Source organism: Achromobacter pestifer (assembly GCF_902859625.1).
In the GTDB taxonomy this organism is placed as follows: Bacteria; Pseudomonadota; Gammaproteobacteria; order Burkholderiales; family Burkholderiaceae_B; genus Achromobacter; species Achromobacter pestifer.
The window spans coordinates 47,091-59,575 of record NZ_CADIJX010000013.1 but is presented as its reverse complement, the minus strand read 5'-3'; the positions used below and the strand labels follow the sequence as shown (position 1 = coordinate 59,575).

Annotated in this window: 12 protein-coding genes; 6 read left to right on the top strand and 6 right to left on the bottom strand. The window is 63.6% G+C overall.

All coding sequences use genetic code 11. The annotated features are described in order from the left end of the window. Positions 1 to 6: 6 nt before the first annotated feature. Positions 7 to 1,059 (top strand): ABC transporter ATP-binding protein, encoded by a 1,053-nt coding sequence (locus tag HV753_RS28680; RefSeq protein WP_175177958.1) that lies wholly within the window; start codon positions 7 to 9, stop codon positions 1,057 to 1,059. Continuing rightward, on the top strand, positions 1,056 to 2,051 hold the full coding sequence (locus HV753_RS28675; RefSeq protein WP_175177957.1) for an ABC transporter ATP-binding protein: 996 nt from the start codon (positions 1,056 to 1,058) through the stop codon (positions 2,049 to 2,051). The genes HV753_RS28680 and HV753_RS28675 overlap by 4 nt, the downstream gene beginning before the upstream one ends. 571 nt (positions 2,052 to 2,622) lie before the next feature. Here HV753_RS28675 and HV753_RS28670 read toward each other — a convergent pair. Both HV753_RS28670 and HV753_RS28665 read right to left on the bottom strand, forming a co-directional pair. Beyond that, on the bottom strand, positions 2,623 to 3,141 hold the full coding sequence (locus HV753_RS28670) for a hypothetical protein (RefSeq protein ID WP_175177956.1): 519 nt from the start codon (positions 3,139 to 3,141) through the stop codon (positions 2,623 to 2,625). A gap of 125 nt (positions 3,142 to 3,266) precedes the next feature. Next, positions 3,267 to 4,058: an AraC family transcriptional regulator gene (locus HV753_RS28665; protein ID WP_175177955.1), complete on the bottom strand. Its 792-nt coding sequence runs from the start codon at positions 4,056 to 4,058 to the stop codon at positions 3,267 to 3,269. 97 nt (positions 4,059 to 4,155) lie between these two features. Between HV753_RS28665 and HV753_RS28660 the strand changes: the two genes are divergently transcribed. From HV753_RS28660 to HV753_RS28645, 4 genes are all read left to right on the top strand, one after another. Next, a complete protein-coding gene (locus tag HV753_RS28660; protein ID WP_175177954.1) occupies positions 4,156 to 5,079 on the top strand; it encodes a DMT family transporter in 924 nt (307 codons plus the stop codon). 86 nt (positions 5,080 to 5,165) lie between these two features. Then, positions 5,166 to 6,839 (top strand): energy-dependent translational throttle protein EttA, encoded by a 1,674-nt coding sequence (ettA, locus tag HV753_RS28655; RefSeq protein ID WP_175177953.1) that lies wholly within the window; start codon positions 5,166 to 5,168, stop codon positions 6,837 to 6,839. A 487-nt stretch (positions 6,840 to 7,326) separates the two neighbouring features. After that, positions 7,327 to 7,857 carry an isochorismatase family protein gene (locus HV753_RS28650; protein WP_175177952.1) on the top strand — a complete coding sequence of 177 codons (531 nt, stop codon included), beginning with the start codon at positions 7,327 to 7,329 and terminating at the stop codon, positions 7,855 to 7,857. Between the two features lie 190 nt (positions 7,858 to 8,047). Then, the gene (locus tag HV753_RS28645; protein WP_175177951.1) at positions 8,048 to 8,272 is read left to right on the top strand and encodes a glycine zipper 2TM domain-containing protein; all 225 of its coding nucleotides are present in this window, start codon (positions 8,048 to 8,050) and stop codon (positions 8,270 to 8,272) included. Between the two features lie 99 nt (positions 8,273 to 8,371). On the opposite strand, the gene minE is transcribed toward HV753_RS28645, so the two are convergent. From minE to HV753_RS28625, 4 genes are all read right to left on the bottom strand, one after another. After that, entirely contained in the window at positions 8,372 to 8,629 is a 258-nt protein-coding gene (minE, locus tag HV753_RS28640) for a cell division topological specificity factor MinE (protein WP_054424591.1), read from the bottom strand. 3 nt (positions 8,630 to 8,632) lie between these two features. Further along, positions 8,633 to 9,448 carry a septum site-determining protein MinD gene (minD, locus tag HV753_RS28635; protein WP_105555581.1) on the bottom strand — a complete coding sequence of 272 codons (816 nt, stop codon included), beginning with the start codon at positions 9,446 to 9,448 and terminating at the stop codon, positions 8,633 to 8,635. A 114-nt stretch (positions 9,449 to 9,562) separates the two neighbouring features. Beyond that, the gene (gene minC / locus HV753_RS28630) at positions 9,563 to 10,447 is read right to left on the bottom strand and encodes a septum site-determining protein MinC (RefSeq protein ID WP_175177950.1); all 885 of its coding nucleotides are present in this window, start codon (positions 10,445 to 10,447) and stop codon (positions 9,563 to 9,565) included. 174 nt (positions 10,448 to 10,621) lie between these two features. Further along, the gene (locus tag HV753_RS28625; RefSeq protein WP_175177949.1) at positions 10,622 to 12,391 is read right to left on the bottom strand and encodes a glutamine--tRNA ligase/YqeY domain fusion protein; all 1,770 of its coding nucleotides are present in this window, start codon (positions 12,389 to 12,391) and stop codon (positions 10,622 to 10,624) included. Positions 12,392 to 12,485 lie beyond the last annotated feature (94 nt).

Genomic DNA, 12,485 nt, shown 5'->3' with positions numbered 1-12,485 from the left:
GTAACCATGAGCGCACTTCTAGAAGTCCGCAATCTGCGCGTGGAGTTTCCCACGCGCCGCGGCACGCTACGCGCCCTGGACGATGTGTCCTTTTCCATCCAGGCCGGCGAAGTCCTGGGCGTCGTAGGGGAATCGGGCGCCGGCAAATCGCTGACCGGCGCGTCCATCATCGGCCTGCTGGAACCGCCCGGGCGCATCGCCGCGGGCGAGATCCTGCTGGCGGGCCGCCGCATCGACAACCTGCCCGACGAGCAGATGCGCCGTGTGCGCGGCCGCGAGATCGGGGCGGTATTCCAGGATCCGTTGACGTCCTTGAACCCGCTGTACACGGTGGGCCGGCAACTGGCGGAAACCATCGTCACGCATCTGGACATGACGTGGTCGCAGGCGCGCAACCGGGCCGTCGATCTGCTGGCGTCCACCGGCATTCCGGCGGCGCGCGAGCGCATCGACCACTATCCGCATCAGTTCTCCGGCGGCATGCGCCAACGGGTGGTGATCGCCTTGGCGCTGGCGGCGGAACCCAAGCTGGTCGTGGCCGACGAACCGACCACCGCGCTGGACGTGTCCATCCAGGCGCAGATCATCGAATTGCTCAAGCGCTTGTGCCGCGAACACGGCACGGCGGTGATGCTGATCACGCACGATATGGGCGTGATCGCGGAAACCGCTGACCGCGTGGCGGTGATGTACGCGGGCCGCGTCGCTGAAATCGGGCCGGTGGCGGATGTGATCCACAAGCCGCGTCACCCCTATACGTTGGGGCTGATGGGGTCGATCCCATCGCTGGAAGGCCATGCGGAACGGCTGGTGCAGATCGACGGCAGCATGCCGCGTCTGAACGCGATTCCGCCGGGCTGTGCGTTCAATCCGCGCTGCGGCCAGCGGCTGCCGCGTTGTGCGACGGAGCGTCCCGAATTGCTGCCGGCGGGCACGTCCCGCGCGGCCTGTTGGTTGCATGACGATGGAAAGGCCCCCACGCCGCATCCGCCTGCCCCCCAAGGCGGCTCATTTGCCTTGGGGCAGCCCGGCGACAAAAGATCACAGGAGGCCGCATGAGCACGCCCTTGGTAGAAGTAAAGGACGCGGCGCGCTGGTTCGATGTGTCGCCGCCATGGCTGGAACGCAAGCTGGCCGGCAAGCCCAAGGTGATGCTGCGAGCGGTCGACGGCATTTCGTTCGAGATCGCGCGTGGTGAAACGCTGGCGCTGGTGGGCGAATCGGGCTGTGGAAAATCCACGGTGGCGCGCATGCTGGTGGGCTTGTACGGTCTGACGCGCGGCGATATCCGTTTTGACGGGCAACCGTTGTCGCGCATGTCGGAGCCGGGCGGGCGCGTATTGCGCAAGCGCTTGCAGATGATCTTCCAGGATCCGTATGCCAGCCTGAATCCGCGCTGGCGCGTGGGCCGCATCATTGCGGAACCGATGCTGACGCACACACGGATGACACCGGCCGAGCGCGTGGCGCGGGTCAGCGATCTGCTGAAGCAGGTCGGGCTGGACCCGGCGGACCAGAGCCGTTATCCGCACCAGTTCTCTGGCGGTCAGCGTCAGCGCATTTCGATTGCGCGGGCGCTGGCGGTGAATCCTGAGTTTTTGGTGTGCGATGAGCCGACGTCCGCGCTGGACGTATCGGTGCAGGCGCAGGTGCTGAACCTGATGAAGGACCTGCAACGGGAGCTGGGGCTGACGTATCTGTTCATCTCCCACAACCTGGCGGTGGTGCACCACGTGGCCGACCGGGTAGGGGTGATGTATCTGGGGCGCATGGTGGAAGTGGCGCCACGGGACGAACTGTTCACGCGGCCTCGGCATCCGTATACGCGGATGCTGCTGGAGGCGATTCCGGATATCAACGGGGCCGGCAAGCCGCGCACCGCGGTGGCTGGCGAAGTGCCAAACCCATTGAATCCGCCGTCAGGGTGTACGTTTCATCCTCGCTGCCCGCATGTCAATGACCGATGCCGGGCAGAGGCGCCTGTTGCCATGCTGGCGGGAGTGTCCGTGGTGGCTTGCCATGCCGTGCAGGAGGGGAGGATCACGGGGTGATCGCTGGTTCGGCGTTGTCGGTGCTGGAGACGCCCGGCCAGGCGGAGGCACGCGGTGCGCGGGTCAACGATTGCGGTCCAGAGCCTCCGCTCTGGACTGCCCCTTCGTCATCTTCGTCCAGGCCGTTGACCTTTCCTTCAGATTCCCTCGGGCGCATCGACTCCCCGCGCACCGCGTGCCCCCGCCTGGCCGGGCTGCATCGCGTGAAGCATGACGGATGCCGGGGCGCGTCATGTGCTTGGCGTTCTATCCGTGATCGGGGGGAGGGGCCTGGCCTTGCAGGCCCGCCAAAGCCGGCGGCCTCTTTTGGTCCCCTAGCGATCGCAGCCCCGTAGGATGGGTGTAGCGCGCGGACGCCGTAGCCACTGAGCTGACAAACAACGCGCGCAACCCATCACTGAGCGCAAGCAACCCATCACTGAGCGCAAGCAACCCATCACTGAGCGCAAGCAACTCATCACTGAGCGCAAGCACCCCATCACTTAACGCAACCACCCCATCACTTAACGCAAGCACCCCACACGTAGAGCAAGCACCCCACCACTCAACACCCCCAACCCATCACCGTCATTCAATGACGCGGTTCATCCACCGAGTCATAAGGCGTGTCGTCGTCCTCGTCGTCTTCCTCATCGTCCTCTTCCTCTTCTTCCTCACCCGGGGCCGCCTGCGGCTCTTCCGTCAAGGCGAAGGGAAGGACATCTTCCAGATTGTCGGACCAGGCGGATTCTTCGCCGTCGTGGTCCAGCTTGATGAAGCGCTCGCCTTCGTTCAACGAGATCTGCACGGCCCACAGGTAAAGGCAGTCGTAGCTGTCGTCGTCGGAATGGGACAGGCCGCCACGGTTGCCCAGGATGCGGGAGCCAGGGCCGCCCAGCTGGACGTGGGTCTGGTCTTCTTCGGGCTGGGCGTTTTCGTCCAGCGGGACGCCGTAGGTCACCCACTCGGTGCCTTCATCGCCCAGGATCACTTCCGCCAGCACGGGCTTGCCCAGGTAGGCGCTGAGCGCGTCGGCGGTCTTGGCCAGCATGTCCAATTCGGATGCGCTGAAGTGGGTCACGGAGGCGGGGGGAGTTGCTGAGGCGGACATGAAGAGGATTCCTGGGCGCGATGAAGCCGCGACGGCACGGCAAAATACATAAAGTCAGACAGTATTGTCGCGCGATCGGCGTCGCCGTGCATCGGACGCTTGGATGACCGAACGATACAAGGGGTTCAGGACGCGGCGGGCGCCGCGCGTTTGCGGGCGCTGTCCGGGGATTCGCCCGTCAGGCGTTGGAACATGGCGATGAAGGCGGAGGGGGTGCTGTAGCCCAGTTTGCGGGCCACGTCCTGCACGGGGTGGCCGGCTTCCAGCATGCCTAGCGCCGACACCACACGCAGACGCTGGCGCCATTCATTAAATGACATGCCCAGGTGCTGCTGGCAATGGCGCAGCAGCGTGCGTTCGGTGATGCCGGCGCTGGCGGCCCAGTGCGCGGCGCCGCGTTTATCGCCGGGACTATGCTGCAAGGCCGAGAGAATGGGGGCCAGCACGGGCTCGGTGGTGGAGGGCAGATAGCTGGCGTAGGCGCGCGCCTGGCGCAGCTGATCGATGACGATCTGTGCCATGCGCCGGTCTTCCGGGGTGGCCGGATAGCGGATGCCACGCCGTTCAAAGTCGGCCAGGACTGCTCGCAGGACCGGGCTGATCTCCAGCGTGCAGGGCGTGTCGGGCAGGCCGGCACAGGCTTCGGCCGGGATATCGATGCAGGCGTAATGCACCTCGCCTTCGTTCTGGCAGCAGTGCTCCACGTGCGGCGGTATCCAGATGGCGTATTGTGGCGGCGACAGGTAGGTGACGCCATTGATGCCGATTTCCATGATGCCCGACAGCGCGAAATTCAGCTCGGCCCAAGGCGAGGTGTGACGCTGCATGCTCGAATGCGGCGTGAAGTGCAGAATGCGGCAGGCCAGCGGGTAGGGCAGATGGCCGGCCAACTGGGGGGCGGTATCGGCAAGTTCCATGTCGGAAGTTCGTGCGGTTTTGTCTGTTTTTCATTATATACAGCATGTCGGACACGACCTACACTTGCCCCCTATTCTTATCTGGCAAGACTCGTCCATGACGCGCGATACCCTCCATACCCCCGCCCGCTATCTGCTGTTTCCCTTGCTGGCGGCGCTGATCTGGTCCGTCAACATGATCGTGACCAAAATGGCCGCGGGCGTGATTTCACCCGCTGTGATCGGCTTCTACCGCTGGGCGCTGGCCGGCGCGGTGCTCACGCCGTTCGCCCTGCCGGGCCTTTGGACGCAGCGTCACCTTATCGTGCCGTACCTGCCCAAGTTCGCGGTGCTGGGCGGCTTGGGGATGGCGCTGTATCAGGGGCTGGCCTACGTGGCGGCGTCCAGCACCACAGCCACCAACATGGGCATCATCACGGCCATGATTCCGCTGCTGACCATCGCCGTGGGCGCCGTGGTGCTGCGCCAGCGCCCCACCTTGATGGCGATGGTGGGCGGTCTGGTGTCGCTGGCGGGATTGGCGTTGCTGATCGGTGAAGGCGATCCGGCGCGTCTGCTATCGGTGGGCGCGAACCCCGGTGACCTGCTCATGGGGCTGGCCGCGCTGGCCTATGCGCTGTATGGGGTGCTGCTGCGCCGCTGGGGCCTGCCGGTGGGGCCGTGGGTCTCGCTGTATGTGCAGATCGGCTTCGGCGTGCTGTTTCAGCTGCCCGCCTTCCTGATGGCGGCGCCGTCGCCGCTGAATGCCGACAATGTGCCGCTGGTGCTGTATGCCGCGATCTTCCCGTCCCTGTTTGCGCCGTTCCTGTGGATGCAGGGCGTGAAGCACCTGGGCCCCAATCGGGCCAGCATCTTCCTGAACCTGATGCCGGTGGGCACGGTGGCGATCGCCTCGGTCTTCCTGGACGAAAAGCCCCACATTTTTCACATTGTGGGCGGCGCGATGGCGCTGGCCGGGGTGATGCTGGCGCAAATGCGGACCCCGCGCTTGGGGTTGCGCGGAGGCAAAGCGGCGGGTTGAAGGCCTTCGCCCGTGGCTGACGCGCGCCTGTCAGGGTTCCGGCCTACAATCGACGGTTCATCAGCTTTCTTTCCCTATACGAGCCCATGGCCCAATACGTCTACACCATGAACCGCGTCGGCAAGATCGTGCCGCCCAAGCGGCAGATTTTGCGTGATATCTCGCTTTCGTTTTTTCCTGGCGCCAAGATCGGCGTGCTGGGCCTGAACGGCTCGGGCAAGTCGACGCTGCTGAAGATCATGGCTGGCGTCGATAAAGAGATCGAAGGCGAAGCCATTCCCATGCCGGGCCTGAACATCGGCTATCTGCCGCAGGAACCGCAACTGAATCCCGAGCACACGGTGCGCCAGTCGGTGGAAGAGGGCCTGGGCGCCGTCGTCACCGCCAAGAAGCGCCTGGACGAGGTCTACGCCGCCTACGCCGAGCCGGACGCCGACTTTGACGCGCTGGCCGCTGAGCAAGCCGACCTGGAAGCCATCATCGCCGCCGCCGCGTCCAGCGGCTCGGACGATATCGAGCACCAGATGGAAATCGCCGCTGACGCGCTGCGCCTGCCGCCTTGGGATGCCACCGTTGGCAACCTGTCCGGCGGTGAAAAGCGCCGTGTCGCGCTGTGCCGTCTGCTGCTGTCCAAGCCCGACATGCTGTTGCTGGACGAGCCCACCAACCACTTGGACGCCGAAAGCGTGGAATGGCTGGAGCAGTTCCTGCACAAGTTCCCCGGCACCGTCGTCGCCGTGACCCACGATCGCTACTTCCTGGACAACGCAGCTGAGTGGATCTTGGAACTGGACCGTGGCTACGGTATCCCCTGGAAGGGCAACTACAGCTCGTGGCTGGAGCAAAAGGAAGATCGCCTGAAGCAAGAGGAGTCCTCGGAATCCGCCCGCCAGAAGACGATCAAGAAAGAACTGGAGTGGGTGCGTCAGAACCCGAAGGGCCGTCAGGCCAAGGCCAAGGCGCGTCTGGCCCGCTTCGAGGAACTGTCGTCCTACGAATACCAGAAGCGCAACGAAACCCAGGAAATCTTCATTCCCGTGGGTGAGCGCCTGGGCAACGAAGCCATTGAATTCAACAACGTCAGCAAGGCCTACGGCGATCGTCTGCTGATCGACAACCTGAGCTTCAAGGTTCCGCCGGGCGCCATCGTCGGCATCATCGGCCCCAACGGCGCCGGTAAGTCGACGTTGTTCCGCATGATCGCGGGCCGCGAGCAGCCGGATTCGGGCGAGGTCATCATCGGCCAGACCGTGAAGCTGGCGTATGTCGATCAGTCGCGTGATGCGCTGGAAGACAAAAAGACGGTGTTCGATGCGGTGGCCGACGGCGCCGACATCCTGACCGTGGGCAAGTTTGAAATGTCGTCGCGCGCCTATCTGGGCCGCTTCAACTTCAAGGGCGGCGACCAGAACAAGGTCGTGGGCCAGTTGTCCGGCGGTGAACGCGGCCGCCTGCACATGGCCAAGACGCTGATCGCTGGCGGCAACGTGCTGCTGCTGGATGAACCGTCCAACGACCTCGACGTGGAAACGCTGCGCGCCCTGGAAGACGCGCTGCTGGAGTTCCCCGGCAGCGTCATGGTGATCAGCCACGATCGCTGGTTCCTGGACCGTATCGCCACGCACATCCTGGCTTTTGAAGGCGATTCGCAAGCGGTGTTCTTCGACGGCAACTACCAAGAGTACGAAGCCGACAAGAAGCGTCGTTTGGGCGAAGAAGGCGCCAAGCCCAAGCGCCTGCGCTACAAGGCTTTGAAGTAAGCCTGTCAGCCAAGCACAAAAAAATCCCGGCGCATTGCGCCGGGATTTTTTTTTGATCGTGGTGTTGTGGCGTGCACCGTATCGCGGTGCTGTGGCGTGCACCGTATCGCGGTGCTGTGGCCTGCACCGTATCGCGGTGCTGTGGCAACCGTAGGATGGGTGTAGCGCGAGAGAGCAACGATAAGAACGCAGCCCTTCAGCGCGCGCAACCCATCAAGCAGCAATGACGTCTTGGCCGATTCGGCCACGGTACGGCGGATGCCTGATGGGTTGCGCGCGCTGTCGAACGTATTTCTTGTCACCGCCTTCGCGCGCTACACCCATCCTACGACCGTCCATCCGATCCGATCTGACCCCAATCCCAATCCCGATTCCATTCCATTCCGATCCGATCCGATCCGATCCCGACCCCATCTCAATCCGAATCCATCCCATCCCCCTCTCGCAGATGGCGTTATCCTACGATCTGAACCTGGAGCCCGCGAACATGTTGTCTGCCCTCGATTCCACTTTCCTCATCGTCGACATGCAAGGCCGTCTGATGCCGGTCATCCATGATGGCGAGGCCGTGTTAAACGCCACGCATAAGCTGGCGCAGGCTGCGCGCTTGCTTGATGTGCCGGTGATCGCCACCGAGCATCACAGCAAGATGCTGGGCGTTACCGTGGAGCCGTTGCGCGATATCGTGCAGTCCACATTTCAGAAGATGCATTTCTCGTCCGCGCGCGAACCCGGTTTTGAGGCGTGGTTGCCGGCGGCGCGCAAGACTATTGTGGTGGCCGGTTGCGAGGCGCACATCTGCGTGCTGCAAACCGTGATCGGCCTGGCCGACATGGGCTACAAGGCCGTGCTGGTGTCCGACGCAGCTGGGTCGCGCAAGCCTTCGGATCATCACGCGGCGTTGCGCCGCGCGCGTGCTCATGGCGTGGAAATCGTCACGTCGGAAATGGCGATTTTCGAGTGGATGGAGACCTGCGAGCATCCGCGCTTCCGCGATGTGTTACGTCTGGTCAAATAGCGGGTATGGGCTGCAACATTGTCCCTGGGGCGCGCAAATGTTCACTCGCTGTTTGACACAATTCCTGGGCAAACCTCACACCGTGCATGACGTTATTTTGAGATCCTGAATGTTCTAAACCCATAAGGGGATCGCGCGCTCGCGTTAGTTCCATCGACGCGACCCTGGGTACAAGAATAGGAGTCTCACCATGAAAATCGCATCTCTTTCCAAAATCTGTGTCGCACTGGCAATGACCGCCGCAATGGCTGGCTGCTCGTCCTGGGACGGCATGAGCCATCGTCAGAAGAGCACGGTCGGGGGCGCTGCGTTGGGCGGTGTCGCAGGCGCCGTGATCACTAACGGCGGCATCTTGGGCACCGTGGGTGGGGCAGCGATTGGCGGTGTGATCGGTGACCAGGTCGGCAAGCACTAAGCGCAGCCTTCCATGCAAAACGCCCGGCATTGCCGGGCGTTTTTTTGTGGCCGCGATCAGCGCCGTGGCGCGCGCCGGCAGGCCGGCGCGCTAGCCGCATCACGTGTCGTTTTGCGGCATCTCGATCTTCACTTCCAACACTTCCAGCGTGTCCTGGCGTTCCAGGTGCACCTTGATGTCTTCAGGGTTGATCTTCACGTACTTTGAAATCACGGCGATGAGTTCCTGCTGCAACTGAGGCAGGTAGTCGGGCGAGTCGCCGCGGCCCCGCTCGTGGGCCAGGATGATCTGCAACCGTTCCTTGGCGACGGAGGCGGAAGATTTCTTTTGACCAAGCAGAAACGACAGGAAGGACATTGCTTACTTGCCTCCGAACAGGCGTTTCAGAAGACCGGGCTTTTCGTAATCCGTAAAGCGCAGTGCCTTGTCTTCGCCGAGGTAACGGGCCACGACGTCCTTGTAGGCCTCGGAAACGTCGGTCTCTTTCAGGTGGATGGCGGGCAAGCCTTGGTTCGACGCTTGCAGCACCGCTTCCGATTCAGGGATGACCCCGATCAGCTTGATGCGCAGGATGTCTTCGATGTCGCCCAGCGACAGCATTTCGCCGTCGACCACGCGCTTCGGGTTGTAGCGCGTCAGCAGCAGGAATTCCTTGACGGGTTCGCCACCGTCAACGGCCCGCTTGGACTTGGCTGCCAGGATGCCCAGGATGCGGTCGGAGTCGCGCACCGAGGAGACTTCCGGGTTGGTCACGACCAGTGCGTCGTCGGCGAAGTAGGCCGCCATCAGCGCACCCGTCTCAATGCCGGCGGGCGAGTCGCAGACGATGTACTCGAAACCCATTTCCTTCAGGTCATTGATGACCTTCTCCACGCCTTCCTGCGTCAGCGCGTCTTTGTCGCGCGTTTGCGAGGCGGGCAGGATGAACAGGTTTTCAAGCTGCTTGTCCTTGATCAGCGCCTGGTTAAGGGTTGCTTCGCCCTGGATCACATTGACGAAGTCGTACACCACGCGACGCTCGCAGCCCATGATGAGGTCGAGATTGCGCAGGCCGACATCGAAGTCGATGACAGCGGTCTTGTGGCCCCGCATCGCGAGGCCCGCGGAAAAACTGGCGCTCGTCGTGGTTTTACCCACGCCGCCTTTGCCGGAAGTCACCACAACAATGCGTGTCATGACGATCAAACCCTTATGTTCGAATAAATCGCGTTATCGTAAAGCAAAAAGCCCATGTAAGGCTTCTTACAGAATGTGTTGAGACGTGCGCGCGGCGCCGCGCCGAGTCGTGTTTCAGGCTTTCAGCGCTTCAATGCGCAAGGTGTCGCCGTCCAGGCGAACCAGGGCCGGTTGGTTTTGTAGCGTCCGGTCGAGTTTATCTTCCACCACGCGGTACACGCCCGCCACGGCAAGCAGTTCCGCGTCCAGATGCGTCGTGAAGATGCGCGCGGAGGTATCGCCGCGCGCGCCCGCCATGGCCTTGCCGCGCAAGGGGCCGTAAACATGCACGTTGCCGTCGGCAATGACTTCGGCGCCCTGGCTGACCATGCCGATCACGACAAGGTCTGTATGGCGTGCATAGACACGTTGGCCGGAACGCAGGGGTTTCGTGATGACCAGCGCGGAAGAGGAGTGCGGTGCGGCCTGCGTGGGGCTGGAGGCCGACGTGGTGTTGCTGGCTTCGCGCGCCGGCATCGGTTCGGCACCGGCGGCTGCCGGGGCAGCGGGCGCTTCCGAGGCGGCCGGTTCCGTCGCTGACGTGTCCGTCGGGGCGGGCGCGGTTTCGACGGCAGCGGCGGGCACCGACGGCACGGGCGTGGAGACGTCGTTCGGCGGCGCGGTGTCGATCACGGCGGCGGGGCGGGCGGCGGGAGTGGAAAGTTCCACCGGCGTCAGGCCGGCCGCGCGTGCCGCTTTCAGGTTGGCGCCCTCGGCCACGACGCCGATCGGAGGCAGGTTGTGGCCTTGCAGTGCGGCCACCAGCGCGTTCCAATCGATGGTCTCTTCGACGCGGCTGGCGTCGATGACGACGGGTTCGTTCTCGAAGAAGCTGCCGGCGTCGGCCATGCGCTTGGCCAGCGCGGCGTTCAGGCGTTCGGGGTCTGCGCTGTGCAGAACCACCCGGATGGCATACAGGGTGGCGCTTTTGAAGTCCAGAGCTAGGGATTCAGTGTTCATCTTGATTATGGCTGGCGATCCGGGCGCCAGGAAACGGCGCGCACGATCGGCTGCGGGATGTCGGGGATGATAACCCGCCCTGGGGCGGGGTGTGCAGGCAGCAAGACGAAAGAAAAAGGCGCCCGAAGGCGCCTTTTTTCGTGATACGCACGCGGGCGGTGCAGCGCGGGCGGCTTAGCCTTGCACCCAGGAATCGCGCAGCGTCACGATGCGGTTGAGCACCGGTGCGGCCTCCGAGGATTCCTTCAGATCAGCCGTGAAGTAGCCCAGGCGTTCAAACTGCCAGGTGGCGCCAGGGGTGGCGACGGTGCCGGGTTCCAGCCAGGCCGTGACGGTCTGCTTGGAGTTCGGGTTCAGGCAGGTCAGAAAGTCCTTGTCGCCGCCGTCGGGGCGGGCATCGGCAAACAGGCGGTCGTACAGGTGGATCTGGGCAGGCACTGCGTGGGCCGCGCTGACCCAGGTAATGTTGCCCTTGACCTTGACGCTGTCCGCGCCCGGTGTGCCGCTCCGGGTTTCCGGCAGGTATTCGGCCTGCACTTCGACGACTTCACCGGCTTCGTTCTTGGTGAACCCCGTGCAGCGCACGACATAGCCGTACTTTAGGCGCACGGTGTTGCCGGGGAACAGGCGGAAATACTTCTTCGGCGCTTCTTCACGGAAGTCGTCGCGTTCGATCCAGAGCTCGCGCGACAGCGGGAATTCACGCAGGCCGGCTTCCGGATCGTGCGGGTTGCGCGGCGCGGTGCAGATCTCGGTCTGGCCTTCCGGGTAGTTGGTGATGACCAGCTTGATCGGGTCCAGCACGGCCACCGAACGGGCGGCGATGGGGTCCAGGTCATCGCGCACGGCTTGTTCCAGCAGGCTGTAATCGATGCGGGAGTCGGACTTCGAGACGGCGGTGCGCTCGCAGAACAGGCGGATCGAGGCCGGCGTGTAGCCGCGGCGGCGCAGGCCGAAGATGGTCGGCATGCGGGGATCGTCCCAACCGTCCACGTGGCCTTCGCGCACCAGTTGCAGCAGCTTGCGCTTGCTGGTGACGACGTAGCTTACGTTCAGGCGGGCGAATTCATATTGGTGCGGCAGCGGCTGGGCCAGCTTGCCCAGTTCGGCCAGGCGCGTCAGGATCCAGTCGTAGAACGGGCGCTGGTCTTCAAATTCCAGCGTGCAGACGCTGTGCGTGATGCCTTCCAGCGCGTCTTCCACCGGGTGGGCCCAGCTGTACATCGGGTAGATGCACCATTGGTTGCCCGTGCGGTGGTGGGTGGCGTGGCGCACGCGGTACATGACCGGGTCGCGCAGATTGATGTTGGGCGACGCCATGTTGATCTTGGCGCGCAGCACCAGGCTGCCGTCCGGATGCTTGCCATCGCGCATTTCGCGCAGCAGCGTGATCGACTCCGCGGCCGGGCGGTTGCGCCAGGGCGAGTCGGTGCCGGGTTCGGTCAGGGTGCCACGGTTGGCGCGGATCTCTTCCGGGCTTTGCTCGTCGACATAGGCGTGGCCGGCTTCGACCAGGGCTTCGGCGAATTCGTACATATAGCCGAAGTAGTCGCTGGCGAAGTACAGGTTTTCCTGGCCGTTGTCGGCCTTCCAGTCAAAGCCCAGCCAATGAACGGCCTCGATGATGGCGTCGACGTATTCCTGGTCTTCCTTTTCGGGATTGGTGTCGTCGAAGCGCAGGTGGCAGACGCCACCGAAATCGCGCGCCAGGCCAAAGTTCACGCAGATGCTCTTGGCGTGGCCAATGTGCAGGTAGCCGTTGGGCTCCGGCGGGAAGCGCGTGCGGATGCGGGCCGTGTCCGGTTCCCCCTGCTGCTGCACGGCGGCCGGGCCAGGCTTGCCCGCCCAACGTTTACCCTGGAAGCGGTTGGCTTCGAGGTCGTCCTGGACGATGTTGAGCAGAAAATTGGATGCAGCGGGGGTCGGCGTCGTGGCGGAGGTCATTCTTGAAAGAATAGGAAAAAGCGGCGACAAAGCGTCAATTTTGCCACGTTCCGCCGCAGGGGCCTTTTTCGACGCCTGTGCAACCGGTTTCAAA